This is a genomic window from Novosphingobium sp. ES2-1 (assembly GCF_015169775.1).
Lineage (GTDB): Bacteria > Pseudomonadota > Alphaproteobacteria > Sphingomonadales > Sphingomonadaceae > Novosphingobium > Novosphingobium subterraneum.
Genome location: NZ_CP063445.1, coordinates 2,197,546 through 2,221,770, shown reverse-complemented (window position 1 = coordinate 2,221,770; position 24,225 = coordinate 2,197,546). Strand labels below are relative to the sequence as shown.

Annotated in this window: 18 protein-coding genes, 1 tRNA gene and 1 riboswitch; of the genes, 9 read left to right on the top strand and 10 right to left on the bottom strand. The window is 63.6% G+C overall.

The window, feature by feature from the left end; translation table 11 throughout:
* Positions 1 to 174 precede the first annotated feature (174 nt).
* Positions 175 to 376, top strand: a riboswitch (cobalamin riboswitch).
* 68 nt (positions 377 to 444) lie between these two features.
* The 4 genes from IM701_RS10750 (at position 445) to IM701_RS10735 (ending at position 5,064) form a co-directional block, all read left to right on the top strand.
* A complete protein-coding gene (locus IM701_RS10750; protein ID WP_230487672.1) occupies positions 445 to 2,385 on the top strand; it encodes a TonB-dependent siderophore receptor in 1,941 nt (646 codons plus the stop codon).
* A 74-nt stretch (positions 2,386 to 2,459) separates the two neighbouring features.
* On the top strand, positions 2,460 to 3,374 hold the full coding sequence (locus tag IM701_RS10745; RefSeq protein WP_230487671.1) for an ABC transporter substrate-binding protein: 915 nt from the start codon (positions 2,460 to 2,462) through the stop codon (positions 3,372 to 3,374).
* Positions 3,371 to 4,333 (top strand): iron ABC transporter permease, encoded by a 963-nt coding sequence (locus tag IM701_RS10740; RefSeq protein WP_193826945.1) that lies wholly within the window; start codon positions 3,371 to 3,373, stop codon positions 4,331 to 4,333. Before IM701_RS10745 ends, IM701_RS10740 begins: the two co-directional genes overlap by 4 nt.
* Positions 4,333 to 5,064: an ABC transporter ATP-binding protein gene (locus IM701_RS10735; RefSeq protein ID WP_193828423.1), complete on the top strand. Its 732-nt coding sequence runs from the start codon at positions 4,333 to 4,335 to the stop codon at positions 5,062 to 5,064. Before IM701_RS10740 ends, IM701_RS10735 begins: the two co-directional genes overlap by 1 nt.
* Before the next feature lie 6 nt (positions 5,065 to 5,070).
* On the opposite strand, the gene IM701_RS10730 is transcribed toward IM701_RS10735, so the two are convergent.
* On the bottom strand, positions 5,071 to 5,286 hold the full coding sequence (locus tag IM701_RS10730) for a hypothetical protein (protein WP_039337394.1): 216 nt from the start codon (positions 5,284 to 5,286) through the stop codon (positions 5,071 to 5,073).
* A 263-nt stretch (positions 5,287 to 5,549) separates the two neighbouring features.
* Between IM701_RS10730 and IM701_RS10725 the strand changes: the two genes are divergently transcribed.
* Together IM701_RS10725 and IM701_RS10720 are read left to right on the top strand one after the other, a co-directional pair.
* Complete coding sequence (locus IM701_RS10725) at positions 5,550 to 6,446, top strand: hypothetical protein (protein WP_193826944.1); 897 nt, start codon at positions 5,550 to 5,552, stop codon at positions 6,444 to 6,446.
* Positions 6,447 to 6,740: 294 nt separating this feature from the next.
* Entirely contained in the window at positions 6,741 to 9,320 is a 2,580-nt protein-coding gene (locus tag IM701_RS10720) for a transferrin-binding protein-like solute binding protein (protein ID WP_193826943.1), read from the top strand.
* Positions 9,321 to 9,335: 15 nt separating this feature from the next.
* Here IM701_RS10720 and IM701_RS10715 read toward each other — a convergent pair whose 3' ends face one another.
* Positions 9,336 to 9,707 carry a hypothetical protein gene (locus IM701_RS10715; RefSeq protein WP_193826942.1) on the bottom strand — a complete coding sequence of 124 codons (372 nt, stop codon included), beginning with the start codon at positions 9,705 to 9,707 and terminating at the stop codon, positions 9,336 to 9,338.
* Positions 9,708 to 9,947: 240 nt separating this feature from the next.
* Between IM701_RS10715 and uvrA the strand changes: the two genes are divergently transcribed.
* Complete coding sequence (uvrA, locus tag IM701_RS10710) at positions 9,948 to 12,866, top strand: excinuclease ABC subunit UvrA (protein ID WP_193826941.1); 2,919 nt, start codon at positions 9,948 to 9,950, stop codon at positions 12,864 to 12,866.
* A 388-nt stretch (positions 12,867 to 13,254) separates the two neighbouring features.
* On the opposite strand, the gene IM701_RS10705 is transcribed toward uvrA, so the two are convergent.
* Positions 13,255 to 15,138, bottom strand: a complete 1,884-nt coding sequence (locus tag IM701_RS10705; RefSeq protein ID WP_193826940.1) for an NACHT domain-containing NTPase — start codon at positions 15,136 to 15,138, stop codon at positions 13,255 to 13,257.
* A gap of 333 nt (positions 15,139 to 15,471) precedes the next feature.
* Between IM701_RS10705 and IM701_RS10700 the strand changes: the two genes are divergently transcribed.
* A complete protein-coding gene (locus tag IM701_RS10700; RefSeq protein WP_193826939.1) occupies positions 15,472 to 16,653 on the top strand; it encodes a hypothetical protein in 1,182 nt (393 codons plus the stop codon).
* On the opposite strand, the gene IM701_RS10695 is transcribed toward IM701_RS10700, so the two are convergent.
* The 6 genes from IM701_RS10695 to IM701_RS10670 all read right to left on the bottom strand — a co-directional run bounded on the left by IM701_RS10695 (position 16,547) and on the right by IM701_RS10670 (position 23,161).
* Positions 16,547 to 18,430, bottom strand: coding sequence for an ABC-F family ATP-binding cassette domain-containing protein (locus IM701_RS10695; RefSeq protein ID WP_193826938.1), 1,884 nt, complete (start codon positions 18,428 to 18,430; stop codon positions 16,547 to 16,549). The two genes, IM701_RS10700 and IM701_RS10695, sit on opposite strands and share 107 nt — an antisense overlap.
* 116 nt (positions 18,431 to 18,546) lie before the next feature.
* Positions 18,547 to 19,371 (bottom strand): hypothetical protein, encoded by an 825-nt coding sequence (locus tag IM701_RS10690; RefSeq protein ID WP_193826937.1) that lies wholly within the window; start codon positions 19,369 to 19,371, stop codon positions 18,547 to 18,549.
* Positions 19,368 to 20,093, bottom strand: a complete 726-nt coding sequence (locus IM701_RS10685; protein ID WP_193826936.1) for an SIMPL domain-containing protein — start codon at positions 20,091 to 20,093, stop codon at positions 19,368 to 19,370. The genes IM701_RS10690 and IM701_RS10685 overlap by 4 nt, the downstream gene beginning before the upstream one ends.
* A gap of 193 nt (positions 20,094 to 20,286) precedes the next feature.
* Positions 20,287 to 20,363, bottom strand: a tRNA-Ile gene (locus IM701_RS10680).
* 48 nt (positions 20,364 to 20,411) lie between these two features.
* Entirely contained in the window at positions 20,412 to 21,422 is a 1,011-nt protein-coding gene (locus IM701_RS10675; RefSeq protein ID WP_193826935.1) for a polysaccharide deacetylase family protein, read from the bottom strand.
* Positions 21,419 to 23,161, bottom strand: a complete 1,743-nt coding sequence (locus IM701_RS10670; protein ID WP_193826934.1) for a HAMP domain-containing histidine kinase — start codon at positions 23,159 to 23,161, stop codon at positions 21,419 to 21,421. Before IM701_RS10670 ends, IM701_RS10675 begins: the two co-directional genes overlap by 4 nt.
* Positions 23,162 to 23,419: 258 nt before the next feature.
* Here IM701_RS10670 and IM701_RS10665 point away from each other — a divergent pair, with 258 nt between their 5' ends.
* Positions 23,420 to 23,896: an Lrp/AsnC family transcriptional regulator gene (locus IM701_RS10665; RefSeq protein ID WP_039337420.1), complete on the top strand. Its 477-nt coding sequence runs from the start codon at positions 23,420 to 23,422 to the stop codon at positions 23,894 to 23,896.
* 24 nt (positions 23,897 to 23,920) lie between these two features.
* Here the strand turns inward: IM701_RS10665 and IM701_RS10660 are convergent, their stop codons facing one another.
* Entirely contained in the window at positions 23,921 to 24,211 is a 291-nt protein-coding gene (locus IM701_RS10660) for a chorismate mutase (RefSeq protein ID WP_039337422.1), read from the bottom strand.
* Positions 24,212 to 24,225 lie beyond the last annotated feature (14 nt).

Genomic DNA, 24,225 nt, shown 5'->3' with positions numbered 1-24,225 from the left:
TGGGCTGAATCCTGAAAATCCTCAATTGCGCTAACCTTTTGCGCCCCCTCGCGCACGGCCGCATTTCCCGCTGTCCCGATGCGGCACAAGCTCCTGCGATCCGGTTAACCTCCACCGCCGACTTGCCCCCAAGTACGTAGTTCCTCTTGCAGCGCAGCAAAGTTCCCGCTAGTTCCCCGCGCCGACGCCAACGGTGCCCGGTAACACGGGCTAAGAGGGAAGCCGGTTCCAATCCGGCGCTGCCCCCGCAACTGTAACCGGAGAGCGCGCTGTCCAGTGATGCCACTGGTGCCGGATTCGATCCCCGGTACTGGGAAGGCGGGCAGCGGGCGATGACCCGGGAGCCAGGAAACCTGCCGATGGTAGTCGTTCCGCGGCCGGGCGGGGTGTACCGGGCGCACGCGACGAGGCGCGCCAGATTCATGGCCCAGCGCACCTCTCGCCATGGACGGCATCAACCGTTCGTGGCCGGAGTTGCGTCCTGTGAAGAAGTACCTGCTTTCCGTTTCCGCTTCCGCATTTCTTGGCGCGTTTGCCGCCCCGGCATTTGCGCAAGAGGCCGACGATGTCGTTGTCGCTGACTACAAGATCGACCCGGCAACCATCACCGTCATTGCCACCGGCAGCGAAACCCCGCTCAGCAAGACCGGCCAGCCCGTCACCGTCATCACCGCCGACGAAATCCAGTCGATCCAGGGTCCCGACATCACCCGCGTCCTCGAACGCGTCCCCGGCCTGACAATTACCCGCAACGGCGGCCCCGGCAGCTTCACCGGCGTGCGTCTGCGCGGCTCGGATGCCGAGCAGGTCCTCGTCCTCGTCGATGGCGTTCGCCTCGAAGACGTCTCGGCCCCCTCGGGCGGCTTTGACTTCGGTACGCTGACCCCCGGCGGCGTCGAGCGGATCGACGTGCTGCGCGGCTCCAACTCCATCGTCTGGGGCAGCGCGGCCATCGGCGGCGTGATCGCGGTCCAGTCGCGCGATCTCAACGGCATTGAAGCCAGTGCCGAACTGGGCGCGAACGACAGCTATCTCGCCGATGCTGCAGCAGGCATCGCGTCAGACTTCGGTGCGCTCACCGTCAACGGCGGCTACAGCCGCAGTGATGGCGTCTCGGCCGCAGCGGTCGGCACCGAGCCCGATGGCTTCCGCCAGTGGCGCGTCGGCGGGCGCGGGCGCATCAACCTCTCGCAAGACCTCGCAATCGTCGCCACCGCCCGCTATGCCGACACCCGCACCGACATCGACGGCTTCGCCCCGCCAACCTACAGCTTCGGCGATACCCCTGAGTATCAGGACACGCGACAGGCCTCGGGCCGCATCGGACTGCGCTTCACCGGCAGCAATCTCACGCTCAACACCGGCTTCGCGATCTCGGATACCAAGCGCGACTACTACGACCCGACCTTCGGCACTGATCCGTCCTACGGCTACAAGGGCCGCTCGGAGCGCGTTGACCTGACGGGCCGCGTCAACCTGCCTGCCGATTTCACGCTCGATTTCGGCGGTGACAGCGAATGGACGCGCTTCTCGAGCACTTTCGATGCACAGGCCAAGGCCAACCTCACCTCGGGCCACGCCCTGCTTGGCTGGAGCAGCGATCGCGCCAGCCTCGCCGCCGGTGTCCGCATTGACGATCACAGCCGGTTCGGCACGGCCTGGACCTTCGGTGCCAACGGCGCGTTCGAATTGGTCGATAACCTCCGCCTGCGCGCCAGCTATGGCGAGGGCTTCAAGGCCCCGACGCTCTACCAGCTGCTTTCAAACTATGGCAACGCCGCGCTCAACCCCGAACGCAGCAAGAGCTACGACGCCGGCCTCGAATGGGGCGCGCCCTACGGCAAGCTTCACGCTGCGGTCACGGTCTTCCGCCGCGATAGCCGCAACCTGATCACCTTCGTATCTTGCGCCAGCCTCAACGCCTGTGCCACGCGTCCTTTCGGCCTCTACGACAACGTCGGCCTTGCCCGCGCACAGGGCGTCGAAGCCGAACTCGGCGCGCGTCCTACCGACACGCTCCACCTGCAGGCCGCATACACCTACCTCGAAACCGAGAACCGCACGCGCGGCACCGCCAACTTCGGAAAGGACCTCGCGCGCCGTCCTGCCCACGCGCTGACCCTCTCGAGCGACTGGACATCTCCCCTCGCAGGCCTCACCCTCGGTGCCGACTTGCGCCTCGTCGGAGACAGCTTTGACAACGCGTCGAACACCCGCCGCCTCGATGGCTACGCGTTGACCACCGTGCGCGCCAGCTTCCCCCTGACCGAGAAGGTGGAACTCTACGGCCGTGTCGAGAACGTGTTCGACGTGAATTACCAGACCGTCGCCGACTACGGCACCTGGGGCCGCTCTGCCTATATCGGCATCCGCGCGAAGTACTGATGGCGAGGCGTTTCGTCTCGCTGGCGAAACGCCTTCTGCTCCCCTCCCGCATGCGGGAGGGGGTGGGGGAGGGCATGTTCTCCCGAACCCCCCTCGCCAGAACGGCCCTCCTCCTCACTGCCGCCGCCTTGAACAGCTGCATCCCCCAAGGCAAGGCCACTCCCGAATCCCGCGCAACCGCGCACCCGACCATCGTCAGTCTCAATCCCTGCACCGACGCGATCCTCGCCGAAGTGGCAGATCCGGCGCAGATCCTCGCCATTTCGCACTACAGCAAGGACCCCCGTTCCGCCTCGATGGACGCGCGCCTCGCAAGCGTCCTCCCGGCCACGCGCGGCACGGTCGAGGAAGTGCTGGCACTCAAGCCCGATCTCGTGCTCGGCAGCACGTTCATCGACCCCGCCACGGCCAGCGCCTACCAGCGCCTTGGCCTGCGCCTCGAAACCCTCGGCATGGCCAGCACCATCGAGGCCAGCCAGGAGCAGATCCGCCAGATCGCCACGCTCTCCGGCCATCCGGAGCGCGGCGAGGCGCTGATCGCCCGGATCGACGCCGCACTTGCCGCCGCAGCACCGCCAGCCGGAGTGCGCCCTGTCGAGACCGTCGTATGGCAGTCGGGCGGCATGGTCCCCGGTGATGGAACGCTGATCGCCGATCTCCTGCGTCGCACTGGCTACACCAATTTCGCCGCTGCCCGCGGGCTCGGCCAGGCCGACCTGCTCCCGCTCGAAAAGATGCTGGCCGACCCGCCCGAACTGATCCTCGTCGCCGGGCAGAGCGCCGAGACCGGAAAAGGCGACGACCGCGTCCTGTCACATCCCGCGCTGAAGGCGCTCAAGTCCACCCGCCGCGAGCGCCTCGATCCGAAACTCCTCTACTGCGGCGGCCCCACCCTGATCGCCGCCGCGCAAAGGCTGGCGCAAGTCCGCAATTCCTCCCCGGCAGGGGGAGGGGGACCATCGAAGGTGGTGAAGGGGCACTCGCGGTGACCCGCCCCGTCATTTCCCTTTGCGCCGCCCTGGCACTGGCCCTCCCGCTCTCGCTCCTCGCCGGGCAAGTGTGGATCGACCCCTTCGGCGCCCCCGTCCCCAACGCCACCGCGATCCTCATGGAATTGCGCCTGCCGCGCGCGCTTCTTGCCCTGACGCTCGGCGGGGGCCTCGGCGCTGCCGGCGCGGCCATGCAAGGCTACCTGCGCAACCCGCTGGCCGACCCCGGCCTCTTCGGCATCGCCCCGGCTGCAGCGCTCGGCGCGGTCCTCTCGTTCTACACCGGCTACGAAACGCAAGCGCTCACGCTCCCGCTCTTCGCCCTCGTCGGAGCCGCCGGAGCCATGGCCCTGCTTGCCCTGATCGCCGGGCGAAGTGGCGGCATTGCACTGTTCACGCTGGCGGGCATGATGATCGCCAGCCTTGCCGGGGCCATGACCAGCCTCGCCATCAGCCTTTCGCCCAATCCCTTCGCCCTGTCCGAGATCGTCACCTGGCTGATGGGGGCGCTGGCCGATCGCGGCTGGCACGAGGTGCGCCTGGCTGCCCCGCTGACCGTGCTGGGCCTCGCTGCCCTGTGGCGCGCCGGCCCCGCGCTCGATGCCCTTGCCTTGGGCGAGGCCGCCGCCCGCTCTCTGGGAGTCGAACCTGCGCGCCTTCTTGGCATCATGATCGTCGCCATCGGCCTGATCGTCGGCAGCGGGGTCGCGGTGGCGGGCATGATCGGTTTTGTCGGCCTGATGGTCCCGCACTTCGTCCGCCCGTTCACCGACCAGCGCCCCTCGGCCACGCTCCTCCCCTCCGCCCTGGCCGGAGCGCTGCTGCTGCTCGTCGCCGATTGCCTGTGCCGCGTCCTTCCCCTGCAAGGCGGCGAGCTGCGCCTCGGCATAGCGCTCAGCCTTGCCGGCGCGCCGTTCTTCCTGCGCCTGCTCCTCAAGCTGCGGAGGGAACTGGCATGATGCTAGAAGCGCTTGGGCTGACCATCCCCCACCGCCTGCAGGGCGTCACCGCGCAACTGCGAGCTGGCGGTGTCACTGCCATTGTCGGTCCCAACGGTGCAGGCAAGTCCACGCTGCTTGCCGCGCTTGCCGGCCTGATCCAGCCCGCAACCGGCACCGTCACCCTTGCCAGCCAGCCGCTGGCGCAGATGCTGCCGCAGGAGCGCGCGCGCCGCATCGGCTATCTTCCGCAATCGGGCGAGGTCGCGTGGAACCTCTCGGTCCGCACGCTCGTCGGACTTGGCCGCCTGCCGCACCGCGCAAGTCCCGCCGAGGACGCCGAAGCCGTCGCCCAGGCCATCGCGACGATGCAGCTCGAACCTCTGGCCGAGCGCTCGCTGTCCACCCTGTCAGGGGGCGAGCGCGCCCGCGCCCTGCTTGCCCGGGTGCTCGCCACGAAGCCGCACTGGATTCTGGCCGACGAACCGCTCGCCGCGCTCGATCTGGCCCACCAGCAGGCCTTGATCCAGCGCCTGCGCGGGCTCGCGGAAGAGGGCAGGGGAGTCGTGCTCGTCGTCCACGATCTCGCCCTGGCGATGAACCATGCCCATCACGTGGTCGTGCTCGACAGGGGCCGCATCGCTGGACAGGGCAAGCCACGCGATGCTCTCTCGCAGGAGGTCATCGCCCGCGTCTGGAATCTCGATGCGCGCTGGCTGGGTGAGCCCGGCCACATGGCGCTGGCGATGTAAAAAGTCTTACGCCGCGGTCGGGGCGATCTGGTCGTTTTCGTGACGATGCTCGGTCATCGCGGCGGCAAAGTCGGCTGCGAAATAGGCGGCAAAGCTCTCGCGCACCCGCATCGAGATCGCCGGACGATCCTCGCGCGCGCCAGCGCTGCGGCAGAACAGGCTCTGCGCCGGTGGGTTGCCGGATGCTGCCGGAATTGCTGGCAATGTACGGTCGGCGCTCATGCTTGGTGGCCCTGAAACCCTATCTTTGGTTAGCAGGACCTAGCAAAGTTTCGTCACGCGCGATTGTATGGTTTCGACAAAGTTACGTAGTTGACCGACGAAATTTCCCCTCAGAGTAGCCATCATGCACCTTTGCGCACGCAAGGATTGTGATGAAAATCACATGCTTGGCCCGTCTTTACGTTCGCGCCCTTACGGGTTTGCCTCTAGTTCTAGTCATCGGGTTGCCCGGTGCGGAGATTCGGGCAGCAACAGAGGGCAACATGATCACGACGCTGCGCAACGCCACCGCCACCCTTTCGCTTGCAACCTTGCTGGCCTCATGCGGCGGTGGCGATGGTGGCGGCGGCATGGCATCCACGCCTCCGCCGGTCACATACAAGACGCTTGCCGAACTGTCCGGCGATCAGACCTTCCAGTCGGGCGGAATTACCGGCGTGCCCGTCGGCCCGGAACTCAGGAACCAAAGCACCCTTGCTTTCGGCCAAGGCGTGGAGATCAGGTATTCGGCCGCGACCGATTCCTACAACCTCAACAACGGCAGTGGCCTAGTTGTCGAATTTGCGCCCGCGCAGGTCGTCAATCGTAACGATACGACCGTCACCTGGCAGAAGCCTGCCGGCAACGGCGCTGTCGATTTTCTTTCAATCTCCAATCCCAGCATCAACGGTGTGAAGCTCAGCTACGCGCTGTTCGGCAACTGGACGCATTATCAGCCGGGAGCGGACCGATCTTACAGCCTTGTCGGCGGCGTGCCCACCCAGGCCACCGATGTGCCGCGTAGCGGCAGCGCCACTTATGCGACCCAAGTCGTCGGGCTCGCCGCCAGAAGCGGGCAGGGCTACTACCTGATTGATGAATCGACCGGCACATTCTCGGCCAATTTCGGCAGCAATTCGGTCAGCACCAGCCTGACGCTCGCGGGCAAGGCACCCAATAGCACCGTGGTCACCTCGTTTGGCAATTTCAACGGCACCGGCACGATCAGCAGTTCCGGCCCGGGCTTCACCGGCACGCTTTCGGGAAGCAACGCTTCGGGCGCCTTCAGTGGTGCATTCTTCGGCCCGCGCGGGATCGAGGCTGGCTACACCTTCTTCCTCAATGGCACCACCGACACCACGCTCAGCATTCAGGGCGCTTTGTTCGGCAAGAAGAACTGAGCCCGTTCCCTGCTTTCAACAAGGTGGGGGGCATCCGCAGGTTGGTGGAGCGGCCCGAATGGGACAGCGCCTTGCAGAAAAGGGCGAAAACCAACCTCTTTGCCCCCTCCGGAAAGCGGGAGGGGTTGGGGTGAGCCTTCCTCGCACGCGGTCCCACGACTAGAAGTCTCCAAAACGTGATTAAAATCACACAATTGATCCAAATAGATGTTCGCGATTAACATCGGTTCTGGCTAGTTCTTCCTCCGAATTGGTGTCTGAATACAGGGATTCGGGCCAGCAACGGGGGCAGCCGTGAACCGCAAGATTTTCGCCACAACAGCCACGACAACGCTCGCCCTCCTGCTGGCCTCATGTGGCGGTGGTAGTGGCGGCGGTGTGAGCAGCACGCCAACGCCTGTTCCCACTCCGACGCCGACGCCCACGCCCACTCCGACGCCTACGCCGAGCCCCACGCCTACGCCGACTAGCAATCCGGATCTTATCGCCCCGTTGGCAAGTGAAACCTTCACAGGTAAGCGCGGGACAGCCGACGGGCGCTTCAGCTCCAGCAGTGCCCCGCCAACTGAAACGTCGGCCACCTCGGGCGCGATCACGCTTGCCTATAACGCCACCAACAGAACATATACGTTAACTGCAGCCGGTCGGACCCAGGTGTTCGGTCCTGGTGACATCGATGCCGCCCAAGGCAATGCTGCCGTCGTCGTCTATGTGAAGAAGACTGCCACCTCGCAGGATACACTCACGTTGACCAAGGCGGACACCTCCGGACGCTTCACATACCAGTATGTCGGCGCCGGTTACTGGGAGCGCGCTACCTCCGTTGGCGACGGCAGCATCCGCGGTTCGGTCGACGCTTTCGTCTATGGGGTGACAACGCCCGATGCCTCACTGCCCAGAAGCGGCGCAGCGCGGTACGACGTCGATATGCTCGGTGTGCGCACCGATATCGGGAAGCTCACCGCCATGGTGGGCGACGGCACCTTCACCATCGATTTCGCTCTTGGCGCCTTTGCTGCCAGTGGCACGATGGCTGAGGAAGGCGGGGCACTGATATCCTTCGTTGCGGACGGCAGGCTGTCATCGACGGCCAACAGCTACACCGGTCGCGTGTCGATTCAGAGTCCGACCGTACGCTACACCGGCACGATCAATGGCCAGTTCTTTGGCCCCTCGGCTACGGAAGTCGGCGGTGCGTGGAGTGCCAGTGACGGTTCCATCACCGGCTCTGGCGAGGTTGTCGCGGGCACCATCACCGGCCGCCGGAACGACCAGGCAGCGGCAGCATCTTTTTCGACGCAGACCTCGACCACGATATTCAAGGGTACCGGCTTTCGCACACAGATATCGGCAACCGCGCCGTCCCGGAGCATCGCCACGGTTTCGATCAGCCGGAACCCGGCTGACAACACCTATAGCTGGACAGTTCCGGAGGCTTCCGGGACGTTCCCGTCCACGGACATCATCAACAATTCCTACCTCGGTGGCAGCGATTATCACGTCACCGCGGCGAACGACTACGTGCAGGGTGCCGAATGGTTGCGGATCACGCCCGGAACGCCAACGGTCAGCAAGATCGATTCCGTGGTCTTCGGCTTTCAGACCCCCGATGCCGAGCTTGTCCGAACCGGGACTGCATCTTACCGCCTCGATCTGTTCGGCACCTCGTTTGCTGAATCAGAGCGAGCAATCTTTGGCGTCGGCAAGCTGAACGTAGATCTCGGCTCGGGCACGGTTAGCTATAAGGGAAGCTTCTATCCCGAAAATCAGCCAGACCGTTTGGGCGGCGCTTTCTCAGGCGCCGGCACTTTGTCGTCCACGACGAACAGCATCAGCGGTTCGATTTCCATCAATTACACGCAGGACCGAAGCACCGGCGCAATCACCGGCGCGTTTTACGGACCGAAGGGCGTCGAACTTGGCCTTGCCTTCTCCGCCAAGGGCGCTGGAGGACAATTCACCGGCACCATTCTCGGCGTCAAGGATTCCAGCCTCTCTGGTGGCCAGGATCCGCTGTCTGCCTATGCTACCCCGTCAACATGGTCTTATGGAGTGATCAGCGATCTCGGCAAGGCTGGGCTGGGCGGCGCGGCCAGAAACTCGATATTCGATCTCGATCCGGTAACAGCGAAACTGGCCATCACCTGGAATCCGGTCAAATCAACTTACTCGATCCTCACCACGACCATCGAATACAGCGTTGATCCGGTGCGCTACACGTTTACCGGAGCCGAGAAGATCGCTGCCGAAAGCAACGCGAGGTTCGACGTCTATCGGATCACACAAGGGGCGGTCACCAACACGCTCCATGTCTACAAATACGGGCAGAACGAACTGCCGTTGTCTTATGCCAGCTTCGCGCGCTTTGCGATCAACGATCATAGCGGCGCGCCGGCAAGCGATCCCACGTCACTCCTCTCCGACGTCGATCGTCGCGTCTTTTTCCTGTTCGGCAGTGAAACCGCGGCTACCGCGATGCCGCGTACCGGATCAGCCAATTACCGGGGGCTGGCCTACGGTACCGGGGCGCAGACTGGAAGCAACAACTTGCGCAAGCTGTTCGACGTCATTGGCACCGCCGATCTCGCCGCAAACTTCGCGACCGGCGCGATCACGACCCGTCTGGCTCTATCAGGTCAGCAGGTCGGGACCAGCCAGACAGTCGATTTCGGCAGCTACGATTTCACGTCGAAGCTGACCGGCGTCCACTTTGTCGGCAGCGGCAACTCCGGTGGATCGACCGGCACTATCGATGGACGTTTCTATGGACCTTCGGCCAACGAAGTCGGCGCTAACTGGCTGATTCAGCAGCCTCTCTCGTCCGGAGCGAGATACGATCTGGCTGGCGTACTGCTTGGCCAGACAGTGCCCTGATCCACCGCGTCCCAATCAACGCGCGCAGTATTCGTAGCGCCCCGCACGGCACGCCGCCACCGCGCGGCGCCATTCGGCCATGCGCTGCTCGTAATCGTCCTGGGCCTGGGCATAGCCGCGGTCGGCATCGCGGCCTCCACGGCCACTGCGGGCGTTGTGCTGGCGCCACGCCGCCCAGTCTTTCGCATAGCGGGCATCGCGCTCGCGCACGCGGGCTAGTTCCTGCTGGTTGAGCTTGCGGATGATCGCCCGGTCGCGTTCGCGCGCGGCCTGCGTGCGCATCTGCGGGTCATGGGGATCGTCGGCCAGCGCCACGCCCGGCAGAGCCACAACCCCAAGCGCCAGCGCGCTGCACATCATCCGCACGTTCATTCCCGAGACCCTCATGTTATCGCTGCTTCATCCCGCGGCCGCGGCACCCGCGCAATCCACCTTGCGCCGAACCGTTGGCACCCGGTCGCAGCCACCGTCCCTTTCGTCGCGACCGGGGATGGGGAAGCGAAACCGTGCCCCCGAAAGCCCATATTGCACTGCAATGGTCCGCTCCCCACATGGCGCTTGCAACCGGGCCGGCACTCGCGTCCGAATCCCTTGCGAAACCCGAACAAATATGGAACACCGCCGCGCATGTCTCTCACTACCATTTCCGTCCGCGGCGCCCGTGAACACAATCTCAAGGGGATCGACGTCGATCTCCCCCGCGATAGCCTGATCGTCATCACCGGCCTCTCGGGCTCGGGCAAGTCGAGCCTCGCGTTCGACACGATCTATGCCGAGGGCCAGCGCCGCTACGTGGAATCGCTCAGCGCCTATGCGCGCCAGTTCCTCGAGATGATGCAGAAGCCCGATGTCGAGCATATCGACGGCCTCTCCCCTGCCATCTCCATCGAGCAGAAGACCACCAGCCGCAACCCGCGCTCGACCGTCGCCACCGTCACCGAGGTCTACGACTACATGCGCCTGCTCTGGGCGCGCATCGGCGTGCCCTACAGCCCCGCCACCGGCGAGCCGATCAGCGCGCAGACCGTCAGCCAGATGGTCGACCGCGTCATGGCCCTGCCCGAAGGCACCCGCGCCTACCTGCTCGCCCCGGTCGTGCGCGGCCGCAAGGGCGAATACCGCCGCGAGCTCGCCGAATGGCAGAAGGCCGGCTACACCCGCGTCCGCATCAACGGCGAGATCATGCCGATCGAGGACGCGCCTGCGCTCGACAAGAAGCTCAAGCACGACATCGAGGTGGTGGTTGACCGTATTGCCGTCCGCGACGGCATCCAGACCCGCCTGGCCGACAGCTTCGAACAGGCCCTCAAGCTGGCCGACGGCCTTGCCTACGTCGATCTCGCCGATGGCGTCGTCCCCGGCCGCGAGGAAGAATCGGACGCCAATGGCAAGAAGGGCGCCCAGAAGACGGGAATGAAGAAGACCGGCCTTGCCGCCAACCGCATCGTCTTCTCCGAAAAGTTCGCCTGCCCCGTCAGCGGCTTCACCATCGAGTCCATCGAACCGCGCCTGTTCTCGTTCAACGCCCCCCAGGGCGCATGCCCCGCCTGCGACGGCCTCGGCGAAAAGCTGCTGTTCGATCCGCAACTCGTCGTGCCGAACGAGAACCTCTCCTTGAAGCAGGGCGCCGTCGTCCCCTGGGCGAAGTCCAACCCGCCGTCGCCCTATTACATGCAGGTCCTCGCCAGCCTCGCCGCGCATTTCGGCTTCAGCCTCGATACGCCATGGGACGCGCTGCCGGCCGAGGTCAAGATCGTCATCCTCTATGGCACCGCCGGCAAGGCCGTGCCGCTGACCTTCATCGACGGGAAGAAGAGCTACACCGTCAACAAGGCCTTCGAAGGCGTGATCGGCAACCTCAACCGCCGCATGCTGCAAACCGAAAGCGCCTGGATGCGCGAGGAGCTGGGCAAGTTCCAGACCGCGCAACCGTGCGAGACCTGCGAAGGCAAGCGCCTCAAGCCCGAGGCGCTGTCGGTCAAGGTCGCCGGGCGCGACATTTCCTCGGTCACCCGCCTTTCCGTCGCCGCTGCGGTCGAATGGTACGCCAATCTCGATAGCCAGCTCACCAGCCAGCAGAGCCAGATCGCCAGGGCCATCCTCAAGGAAATCAACGAGCGTCTCGGCTTCCTCAACAACGTCGGCCTCGATTACCTCAACCTCGATCGCACCTCGGGCACCCTCTCGGGCGGCGAGAGCCAGCGCATCCGCCTCGCCAGCCAGATCGGCTCGGGCCTCTCGGGCGTGCTCTACGTGCTCGACGAACCCTCCATCGGCCTCCACCAGCGCGACAATGACCGCCTCCTCGAAACCCTCAAGCGCCTGCGCGATCTCGGCAACACCGTGATCGTGGTCGAGCATGACGAGGACGCCATCCGCACGGCTGACCACGTCGTCGATCTTGGCCCCGGCGCGGGCGTCCATGGTGGCGAGATCGTCGCGCAGGGCACGCTGGACGATATCCTCAACAACCCCAACAGCCTCACCGGCCAGTACCTCACCGGCGCGCGGAAGATCGAGGTCCCCAAGACCCGCCGCAAGGGCAACGGCCTGTTCATCGGCGTGGAGGGCGCCCGCGCCAACAACCTCCAGAACGTCAGCGCCAGGATCCCCTTGGGCACCTTCACCTGCGTCACCGGCGTCTCCGGCTCGGGCAAGTCGAGCTTCACCATCGACACGCTCCACGCCGTCGCCGCCCGCACGCTCAATGGCGCGCGCGTGATCGCCGGCGCGCACGATCGCGTCACCGGGCTTGAACACTGCGACAAGGTGATCGAGATCGACCAGTCGCCCATCGGCCGCACCCCGCGCTCCAACCCCGCGACGTACACCGGCGCCTTCACCCTCATCCGTGACTGGTTCGCCGGCCTCCCCGAAAGCGCCGCGCGCGGCTACAAGGCCGGCCGCTTCAGCTTCAATGTGAAAGGCGGCCGCTGCGAGAAGTGCCAGGGCGATGGCCTGATCAAGATCGAGATGCACTTCCTGCCCGACGTTTACGTCACGTGCGAGGAGTGTGACGGCAAGCGCTACAACCGCGAAACGCTCGAGGTGAAGTTCAAGGGCCTCTCCATCGCCGACGTGCTCGACATGACGATCGAGGACGCCGAGGAGTTCTTCAAGGCCGTGCCCCCGATCCGGGACCGCATGCACATGCTCAACGAAGTGGGTCTGGGCTACGTCAAGGTCGGCCAGCAGGCGACGACGCTATCGGGCGGCGAAGCCCAGCGCGTCAAGCTCGCCAAGGAACTCGCCCGCCGCAGCACCGGGCAGACGCTCTACATCCTCGACGAGCCCACCACCGGCCTCCACTTCGAAGACGTGCGCAAGCTCCTCGAAGTCCTCCACCGCCTCGTCGAACAGGGCAACTCGGTCGTCGTGATCGAACACAACCTCGACGTCATCAAGACCGCCGACTGGATCATCGACCTCGGCCCCGAAGGCGGCGTGAGAGGCGGCGAAATCGTGGCGGAAGGCACCCCGGAGCAGGTGGCCCAGAACCCCCGCAGCTTCACCGGCCAATACATGGCCCCGTTGCTGAAACGCTAATTCCTCCCTCACCCGCTCATCCTGGGCCTGTCGAAGGAGGGAGGGGGACCCCAGTTCCTCCCCGTCCGCTCATCCTGAGCCTGTCGAAGGAGGGAGGGGGACCATCCGCAGGATGGTCGAGGGGCACCCTCGCAACACCACCACGTCGAAACACAAACCCCGTCACCCTGAACGCGGCTCAGGGTCCATCCTTGCCCACAAGCGGAGGCATAATCGGCAAAATGGATCCTGAACCAAGTTCAGGATGACCAAGCAGGTGAAAACCACATCACCGCCCAAGCCCCGCTCATCCTGAGTCTGTCCAAGGATGTCGGCGCAACGCCGCTACTCGCGGACGCTTGGCCTCGGGAATACTTATAGTGAGGGCTAATTGGGGATTTTGCACGTCTCACTGCAATTCCCATTTCCGTTTAGAATTCTCAATTCTGCTGAAGGACTGGGCGCGCCGTTCTTGGTTCGCGTAAATCTGCTTGACGAGAGCTTTAACGCTCTGACGGGTCTCTTGAAATGCCTCATGCAATCCACTGTAAATAAGCCAAGGCGCGTCCTTAGCTTTTACGTCAGCACAATCGTTTTCGATAGAGCTTCCCTCCCTCTCCTGGACCAGCTTAGATCTCGCGACAAACTCGTTGTATAGAATACTCGCTTTCCGGTCATCGGGGGGGATCAAATCAGCGATGACATCCAAAGATCTAAATGTTCTTAAAAATACGGAATTCGCAAAAACAAGGTCCGTGTAAACACTTTCTATCAGCGAAAGCCATCCACAAGACTCCTTGCCCCAACCCAGTCCATAATTAAGGATGCGACCGGAATAAGAGTATCCTAAACTTTGATATGTATTCTCAAAATAGGTCCTTAAGCCGCTTTTGGTATTTAACCTAACGCGACCGACTGAATCAAGCCATAAGTTGCACCGCTTTAAGAGCCATTCTCTTTCAAAAAGGTCTTCGCTAAGTTCAGCTAAGAATCCCATCAGATTTCTATTATAAATTCCTCTGCTGACTCCGTCTATCTTTTCGAAGATATCTGGTCCCCTATAGTCCTGTAGAAAGCGCGCTGCAAAATATTCTTGAAAGCTTTTGTGTGAAAATTCATATTGATTTCCATCCTTTACTATTAAGCTTGCTACGTGAATGACATCTTTTGCAAATTCCTCTGGGTCTACTTCGTGCCCAAAGTAGCCGAGTGCCTGACGAAACCTAGCGATGAGCTTTGTGTAATCAAACTCCAGCTCGTTCTCCCGAAGAGTATTATAGCAAAAAACAGAGAAAACTTTTTCGAATTGATCGATCTGTAGCTTTGAATGGTATTCACGACGGAATGAACCTTTATGGACGTCATGACGTAGGTACAGCGACTCAAAGGCTTCTTTGTAGAATAAAGTTTGGCGATTCGGAATATCCGCACTATTGCTGAAGGAAAGAAGCATGATTGTCGCCATAAGGGGGCTTATGAGGAAGTCTTTGTTGCGCTCAAAGTATCCGGAATTTAATTTTGAAATAAGATTAGTTTTGATCGTGTCATCAAAGTCAATTTTCGAGATAACTTCAATAATCTGGGCCTGATTCATCGATAGACTACGGTAAACAGAAAACTCCTGGATGCTTTCTATCTGGTCATCTGGCCTTGTAGACAAAACTATTCCGCATTCGGGGTAATCCCTAATAAACCTTGTTAGGTTCTGCAGAACTCTTTCGCGGAATTTTGGATTTATCTCATCAAAGGCATCCAAGGTAATTAAAAAGAAACCTCTTTGCAATCCAATTATGAATTGCTGAAAAGTTGATTTGTCCTTCGACGAGGCGGAATTGTCAAATAGTATGCTTTCGAACGGCATTTCCGCATGCTTTTCATCGATATTCCTAAGTTCGAAAAATATAGGATAAAGTTGATGTTGTTCATGGGATTCAATTATATTAAGTGTAGACCATTTCATGAACATTGTTTTTCGAAAGCCGGCTCTGCCAGATATAATTATTTTTTTTCTATTTAAAATTGCGTCCTGCAAAGTATCGTCTGTTACTTCATTCTCATCGATAGCAAAATTTATGTTGACATATAGATCGCGCAGGTTAGCAGGAGTTCCACGATATATAATATTCTTTACAGAAGAGCATCGATTTTTAGCTACATTGATACTGCCTGAAAAAATGTTCGTTAGATCGACTCTTAGCTCGTCTATTTTAACTTTCATCATGTTGCTTAGTGGCGTTTTTGAGGCTTCCCAGAGCGCTTTTCCACCAGCCATGAGCATTGCTTCATAGGTCATAAAATTCACCTGTTTCGTTTCTTCAGATTTATAGCGAGGCATTTGGTTTCAAGCAAAGTCTAATGGTGATGGGTGCACTCGTGGGTTGTTCTGAGACTGAAGCGTTTCTTCTTTGCCATGGCTTCGAGCTACATCCTTGCGTAAAACCATTTTCCTACACCCCCCATCCTCGCCTAGAAGTTCCCGTTTCGTTCTAAACGGGAGCCGCCCATGCCGCACGCAGCCGATCCGCATCAGCCTTCCTCCTTTGGGCGCGGGTGGATTCCCGCGAGCCGGGATATCGGGCTGCCTGATGATGCTTTGCCTGCGGTTGGCGCGAAGGGGCGGGGGCGCGTGGCTTCAATTCCCCTCCCGCAGGCGGGAGGGGTTAGGGGTGGGCATTCGCCGGTAGGCGAACAAGGGTGTGGTGGGCATTCGCCGGTAGGCGAAGGGGCTTTCGCGTTCAGGGAAGAAGAAGGAAGGGCCCACCCCCGGCCCCTCCCGCTTGCGGGAGGGGAGAATGCTTCAGCACTTCTCCACCCCAACCAGTTCACGCCCACGCGCATCGCGCTGTTTCTCGAGCATCTCAGCCGCCACGGGCAGGTGCGCGCGGCGGCGCAGGTGGCGGGGGTGTCCTCGCAGACGGCCTATGTCCGCCGTCGCCGCGATCCGGCCTTTGCCGCCGCGTGGGACGCTGCGCTGCTCCATGCGCGCGAGGCGGCCGAGCAGGTGCTCGCCACCCGTGCGCTCCACGGCACTACCGAGACGATCTGGTTCCGGGGCGAGGCGGTGGGCGAGCGGCGGCGCTTCGACGCGCGCCTGCTCCTTGCGCACCTCGCCCGGCTCGACGCCCGCGCGGCGCAGGCGCCGAGGGAAATCCACCACCTTGCCGAGGACTTCGACCGCATGCTGCTTGCTCTGGCCGAGGGCGCCGACGTCGCCGCCGCCACCGGCTTTGCCGACCCGGCGCAGGACCGCTTCCTGAAGGCTTGCGAGAAGCAGGCCGAACAGGACTTCAAGCGCGCCTTCCCCTATCCCGCCGACGACGAGCCCGACGAGGCCTGGGACGACTGGCAGGAAGCCCACGACGCCCACATGGAAAGCGCCCGCCAGCTCGCCCGCGAAAGCTGGTCCGCCGCCCAGAACCGCCGCGAAGCCACGCTCCACGCCCTGTTCGGGGAAGAGGATGAGGAAGATCAGACCGAAATCAGGGAAGCCTGCTCCCCCGCGCAGGCGGGGGCCTCGTTGTCGTTACGGAACGAAAGCGAGAAACCCGAAGCGGTCCGTAAACCGACCGAGGTCCCCGCCTGCGCGGCGACGCCGGAGGAGGAACGCGGAGAGCAAAGCGCCCCTGAACCGTGTAAACCGCGTAAACCCCTCGGGCTGCTGCGGTGCGGAACGTCGCCCTCGGCGCTGCTGTCGGCGGGCCTCAGTTGGCCCCCTCTAGCGCCTCGCCAGCTTCCAGCCACGCCAGTTCCGCTTCCTCCAGCGCCTGCGCAACCTTGCTTCGCCGCTGTGACAGGTCACTCATGGTGAGCTTGGCGAATTCCGGCGCGGCGCTGCCCGGCTCGAACATCGCGCGGTCGATCTGCGCCAGTTCGGCCTGCAGTTTGGCCACGCGCTTTTCCGCTTCGGTCTGTGCTTTCTGCAGCGCCTTGTACGTCTCGCGCGCCGCGGCGCGGGCCTTGCGGTCCTGCTGCGCGCCGCCCTTGGCTGGCGTGTCGCTGCTGCCGCTCTCGGTCTTGGGCTGGTTGCGGCCGAGGATGAAGTCGATGTAGTCCTCGATGCTGCCGTCGAACGGCTTGGCGGTGCCGCCGTCGACGAGGACCAGCCGGTCGGCCACCAGTTCGGCCATGTGCCGGTCGTGGCTGATCAGGATCACCGCGCCCTTGTAGGCATTCAATGCCTGCACCAGCGCCTCGCGCGCATCGATATCGAGGTGGTTGGTCGGCTCGTCGAGCACCAGCATGTGCGGCGCGTCGCGGGTGACGAGGGCGAGGGCAAGCCGCGCGCGTTCACCGCCCGACAGCGTGCCGACCTGCGCGGTGGCGCGGTTGCCGGAGAAGCCGAAGCGCCCGAGCTGCGCGCGGATGGCGGCGGGGCTCTTGCCCTCCATCGCCCGCGTCATCAGTTCGAGCGGGGTGCCGCCATCGGCGATCTCCTCGACCTGGTACTGGGTGAAGTAGCCGACCTGCATCTTCCCCGTCGCCGTCATCGCCCCGTCCATCGGCGCGAGCTGCGCGGCGAGCAGGCGGGCGAGCGTGGTCTTGCCGTTGCCGTTGCGGCCGAGCAGTGCGATGCGGTCATCCGGATCGATGCGCAGGTTCAGCCGCTGCAGCACCGGCTTGCCCGGCGCGTATCCGACGCTGGCAAGATCGAGCGTGATCAGCGGCGGGCGCAGTTCCTCGGGGTCGGGGAAGTCGAAGCTGAGCGAGGGGTCCTCGACCACCGCCGCGATCGGCTGCATCTTGGCCAGCATCTTGGCGCGCGACTGCGCCTGCTTGGCGGTCGAGGCGCGGGCGGAGTTGCGGGCGATGTAGTCGCGGAGCCGATCCGCCTGCGCTTCCTGCGCGGCGCGCGCGGCGGCCTGCTGGGCAAGCCGTTCGTTGCGCTGGCGCTCGAAGCTGTCGTACCCGCCCGGATAGAGCGTGAGCTTGCCGGCGTGGAGGTGGACGATGTGGTCGGCCACGTTGTTGAGCAGATCACGCTCGTGGCTGATCAGCAGCAGCGTGCCGGGATAGGCCTTGAGGAAGTTCTCCAGCCACAGCGTCGCTTCAAGGTCGAGGTGGTTCGAGGGCTCGTCGAGCAGCAGCACGTCGGGCGCGGAGAAGAGCAGCGAGGCGAGCGCGACGCGCATCCGCCAGCCGCCGGAGAAGCTGTCGAGCGGGCTGCCTTGCATCGCCTCGTCGAAGCCGAGACCGATCAGGATGCGCGCGGCGCGGGCGTCGGCGCTGTAGGCATCGATGGCGAGCAGGCGATCGTGGACATCGCCGAGGCGATCGGGATCGCTGCAGGTCTCGGCCTCGGCGAGCAGCTGGGTGCGCTCGACATCGGCGGCGAGCACGGTTTCGAACGGCGTGGCGCTGCCTGCGGGGGCTTCCTGTGCGAGGTAGCCAAGGCGAGTGCGGCGAGGCATTTCGATCGCGCCTTCGTCAGGCTCGATCTCGCCGATGATTGCCTTGACCAGCGTGGACTTGCCCGCCCCGTTGCGCCCGACCAGACCGACGCGCGCGCGCGGCGGCACGGCGACTGAGGCGCGGGAAATGATGTCGCGTCCGCCGAGGCGCACGGTGATGCCGTTGATGGTAAGCATGGGGAGAGACAGGCGTCCGGTTGGAAAAGTCAGGGAAAATCGGGCGCGCGAGTCCCTGTCACACTCCCCCGGTGTAGGCAAGCGGAGTTGAAACCCATCAGGCTGTCGTCAGCCGATCAGCGTCGTACCGTGTAGGCATAGGGTATGTAGAGGTAAACCTCCGTATTGCTGACCTGCGCCCAGGCGATGGCGCGATCGAGCCCGGTCACTTCGACGCCGTAACCCGGGCCGTAAGGGCTGGCTGCCTGAAGCGCGCTTCTGGCGATGCGGGCATTGATTTCCTCGCGGTACTGCTCGGGGTTGACGATGGTCAGCGCCATCGTGCCGAGCTGGCGAATTTCGGAGCGGCCCGTGGCGGGGACGGACTGGACGAAGGCCGAAACCTTGCGCTGCGCCTCGTCGATCGTGCCGGTGAGCTTGGCCTTGATCATCAGCCGTGCGGTGGCGGTACTTCCGTCGTCCTCGAAACCGGGCTGGACCTTGCCGTTACCTTCGTCCTCATCGTCGTCTTGACTGTCGTCATCATCCTCGTCATCCGAGGTGGTGGAGGGGCTGGCGAGAGCGGGGAACAGGGCGCGCCAGTTCTCGCGCGTGACTTCCTTAACCTCGAGTTCGCCGGTGACGAGGCTGAGGCCTTCGCGGCTGGCGCGGTCGAGTGCGGCGAGCAGCATGGCCTGCACTTCGCTGCGGCGCATGTCCTCGCTGCGGGAGTCCGAGCCGATCTCGATCCGGCGCACGACGCCGTCGGCGGCGCGGCGCAGGCCGATGGCAGGGCGGCGATCGAGATAGGGCAGGCTGGTCATCACCGAGGGAAGCCGCTCGCTGCGCCGAGTGGCGGTGACGATGACTTCGCCCATGCCCTCATCCTCTTGCGCCGACACCTGCAGGGGCGCAGCGAGCATCGCGAGCGCGACAAGGCGTGACAACGTGCGCTCGATCATGGTGCGGTCCTCCCGTCGGACTGCCTTGGCGTTATTGCGTAGCGGTATGGAATATACAGGAAGACATCGCTGGGGCTTGCCTGGGTCCAGATCACCTGCCCATCCACGCCTGTTACGCTGAACGTGAAGTCAGACCCGAAGATCCCGGCGGTGGTGCGCGCATCCTGGGCGACGAGGGCAAGGATCCTTTCGCGGTACTGGTCGGGATTGTCGACGCTGAGCGAAGTTACCGAAGTCGTCTCGATCGTCGCGCGGCCATTGCCTTTGAGCGAGGCGATGAACACCTTCAGCTTGTCCTGCGTGGCGCGGGACGAACCCTCGAACTTGCCCCTGACCATCAGTTCGACCCTGCTGGTATCCACCCGGCCGGCGGGCAATTGCGGAAGGCTGCGGTAGTTCGCCTTGGTCACGGGTTCGAGCTGCACGGTCCCGGTCACAAGCTGGAAGCCCGACGCGACGGCGCGATCAATGGCGGCGAGCAGAGCTGCGTCGATCTCGCTGCGGCGGGTAGCGGCGTCGCGGGTATCGGAGACAATTGTGAGGTTCATGACCATGCCATCTGCCTGGCGCCGCAAACCGACGACCGGGCGGTCCTTCTGCCAGAAGCGGGCATCGTTGCGGCTGGCGCTGACCAGCACCTCGCCGAGGCCCGCCGACTGCGCAATTGCCGAACTCGCGCCAAGCCCCACGAGCAACGGGACAATCCCCAAAAGCATTCGCATCAGTGCTGCCCCCTCCAACCAGTTGCCGGGATGGATGCTACGGTGGAGGCGGCGGGCAGCCAAGGCAATTCATCCGCGCGCCTGAGCTGGCAGGGGCCGCAGCCGGTTCACGTGAGGATTCCGTGACAACACCGAGGCCCCCGCCCGCGCGCGGGGAGCAGGGTCATTTGTCCGACTCTATCGGTGGGAATGATGGTGGGCCCGGCAGGACTTGAACCCGCGACCTAGCCGTTATGAGCGGCCAGCTCTAACCAACTGAGCTACAGGCCCATCGCTGATCCCGCTAGCGGCGCAGTCGCGGCTTGGCAAGATCACTCGTCAGACTTGCGCGGCGGTGATGATCTCGCTGACGCAGGTCGGACGGACGCGGTGGCGGGCGAGATGGGCGAAGACGCCGCGCCACCAGTCATAGAACTGGTCGAGGTCATCCTCGCTGCGGACGTAGGGCGTGTAGCCCGGCCGAAGCGAGGGGCTGTGGAAGGAGAAAACGAGCAGGGGCAGGCGGCTTTCCAGCGCCATGTCGATGCCAGTCAGCGCTTCGAGCAGCGTGACACCTTCGGGAGTCAACGGGATCCGATCGAGCAGGCCGAGCCGGGCGAGCGCCCCGCGAAGGCGTGGCACGCGCCACAGGGCGGGGTAGACTGCCGGTCCGTGGCGGCGAAGGTGCCCGGCGAAAACCGTGGTGAGCGGCATTTCCATCAGCCCGTTGCGGCGGTCGATCCACCAGGGGCGCAAGGGGTGGTCGCGGAAGTTGGGGCCGCCGGTGGAGCTGTAATCGAAGCGCGAGCGGACCGAGGTGTCGATCGCGATGGCGCAATCTGACAAGATGGCTGCGGTATTCGGGCCGACACCGTACCGCCCTGCGCGGTAGATCAGCGGGCCGACCCCGAAGGCCTGCTCGATCGTGTCGCGCAGCTTGCGGAACTTGGCACGTTCCAGATCGGCCGGAAGGTTGCCGGCGAAGCTGTTGTGGACATTGACGAGTTCATCGTAGGGCGGGTTGACCCATGGGTGCAACTGCACGCCGATTTCGGCACGCCCGGCGGAAACGGCGGCGCCGAGGACTTCGGCAGCGCGCGGGTCGCTCGCCACCGGGTAATCGACAAGGTAGACCGGGACAACACCGAGGCCCTCGCAGAACTGCTGGAACTTGGCGAGGCGGGGAATGTGATCAAGGCCGTGGCTGGTGCGATCCAGCGGCTTGGACCAGTCAAACTCCTCTTCCGTATCGACCGTCAGGATGAACCGGGTGCCAAATTCGGGCGCGAAAGTGACGAAGTCTTCCGGCGACGGCAGGCGAAGGATCTGAGGAGAAGCCGAGGCTGTCATGCGCGGGCCTGCATCGGCGCGGCATCGCTCGGCGGTTCGTCCGCCAGCGGAATTGTGGCGACGAACTGCGAATGCTCCCGCAGCAGGGATCCGCCGCCGGATTCAAACTCTGCCCGGGCAAGGCGCAAGGCAAAGCCGTTGCCAAGCATTGCCGAAGCGGCCAGCACGCCACTGCCCGTCGGCGCTTCGGGCGCAAAGAGGGCCGCATCGTCAAGCCGGTCGAGCGCGGCAGGCAGCGTGACTGACAGTCTGGCGCAGCGTTCGCGCTGTTCAAGCGCGATGGCGATGCGTTCGCCGGGCGCGACGCTGGTCGCGATGACCGAGAGCAGCCGCCACACGCTGCGTTCGATTTCATCGGCAGCGAATGCCACTGCAAGCGGGCCTTGTGGCATGCTGACGGAAAGCCGGACGTTGCGGGCTGCAAGAACGGGGGAAATCTGTTCGACAAGCCCGGCGACCAGCGCAGCCGCATCGGCAAGGCCGGTGTCGATTGCAAGCGCGCGCGATTCCAGCTTCACCAGCCGCTCGATCTCTTCGAAGCCGGCGAGCATCTGTGCCGCATCTGCCGCAATGCTGGCAGCCATGGCGCGGTACTGGTGCGGCGTGGTGCCGAAGACCTGGGACTGGATCATCTCGGCAAAGCCTTGGATCGCGTTGATCGGCGTGCGCAGCTCGTGCAGCAGCTGCCGCAGACGGTCTGCCTCGGCCGAGACGGAGGGCGTTTCCGGAGCCAGTTCCGCAGCTGGCACTTGGACATGGCGGCGCAGGCGCAAAAGGTAGCCGGCGAAGCGACCACCATCGCGCGTGAAGATTGGCGTGCCATCGGCCTGCCAGTGGCCAGCCACGAGATCGGCGCCCTCGATCGACAAGAAACCGGCCTCGATCGGCTGGCGCTGTCGGAATGCGCGAGCGGTGGTTTCATCGCACCGCATCGGTGCGGCGGCATCGGCACAGAACATTTGGCTGCCGAGCAGGACCCCCGGCGGGTCGATGCCTGCGTGAACGACAAGCCCAAGCGCATCCGTGCGCAGATCAATCGTCGCGACCGGCTTGCGCGGTGCGGCGTTCTCCTCGCCGAAGGGCAGGAGCGGGGCAAGACCATCGCCGCGAGCGGCCTGAGGCGCAGTGGCCTCGCGTTCCTCGCGCTTGCGCCGGAAGGCCTCGATGCGGCGGACGATCGCGCCGATGCCGTCGTCGGCCGGGATGGGCTCGGGCACAGGCTCGGGCTCGGGCTCGGGCTCGGGCTCGGGCAGGGGGGCCGCCTGTCTGTCAGCTCGGCCCTGTTCGATTGCGACCGCAGGTTCGGGCTGGGGCAGCAGGAAATCGTTGATGCCAAGGCGTGATAGCAGCTGGCGGACCGGCTCTCCCAGATCGGCGCGATGGCGCACGAAGCCGCGCGCCTGTACCGGGAGGCGCGGGATAACGGCGAGCCAGTCCTCGTCGGTCAGCCGGGCGGCCGATACTGCAGCCGCCGCGGTACGGGGACCGCCTTGGGCAAAATGGTAAACCAGCACGGCAGAGCGGTGCGGGGCCGAGCGAAGAACTGCGGCGCATTCCTCGTCGGTCAACATGGCGCAAAGCGAATCCATGCGCTGGAGCGCGCCAGCGTGCTGCCGATTCCACGCGGCGAGCGGGACGGGGCCGAGCAGGTCAACCAACTGGCGCAGCTGCGTTCTGGCTGCCGTCTTGCCGGCCGCGTGGGTGCGCAGCACGGTCTCAAGGCGGTCGTCAACGATCATCAGAGCTCCGCGTGTGGCCTTTCGTGCACCGTAGCGTGAAGCTCCGGACAGGTTGCTAATCCGCTGAACTAGCCCGGAGAAGGCTAACAAATCGTGCCGGTTGCGGGAAGGTGACTATCCACTGCGTTGCAATGTGGGACGGTTGCACTATGAAACAATAAAATTATCTTGGACGGCGGATTTTGTGCGGAAAGTTGCGACTCCCGCTTCTTTCCGAATTCCCCGACCGGGGCTTTGCGAAACGGACGAACACGAAGAATGGCAACCCTTGATGGTATCGACCGGCGCCTGCTTGCCGAACTGCAGGCCGAGGGCCGCGTGACCAACGTGGAATTGGCGCAGCGCGTCGGACTTACCGCACCCCCATGCCTGCGCCGGGTGCGCGCTCTGGAAGATGCCGGAGTGATCCGCGGTTACCACGCTGATCTCGACGCCTCGAAGCTCGGCTTTGCGATCACCGTGTTCGCTCTTGTCAGCCTCAAGAGCCAGGCCGAGGAATCGCTGCGTCAGTTCGAGGACCATATGCGCACCCTGCCCGAGGTGCGTGAATGCCACATGCTCAACGGCGAGATCGACTTCATCCTCAAGATCGTCAGCCGCGATCTGCAGAGCTTCCAGGAATTCCTTACCAGCAAGCTGACGCCTGCGCCCAACGTGGCAAGCGTCAAGACCTCGCTGACGATCCGCACTGCCAAGCAGGTGCCGGGGGTGCCGCTGGAAGATCAGGTCGGCTAAGCCCCGACCATCCCCTCCAGGGCTTCAATCGGCAGATCCGGCCGCTTTCTCGTGGTGGCGGATCACTTCCTGGATGATGAAGCGCAGGAACTTTTCGGAAAATTCCGGATCGAGCTTCGCGTCTTCGGCAAGCTTGCGCAGGCGTGCGATCTGGCGCTCCTCGCGGCCGGGGTCGGAGGCGGGAAGCTTGTTCGCGGCCTTGTAGGCGCCGACGGCCTGGGTGATGCGGAAGCGTTCGGCGAGGATGTGGATCATCGCCGCATCGATGTTGTCGATGGACTGGCGATAACCTGCCAGAACCGGATCTTCGCTCATTCCCTTACCCCGTC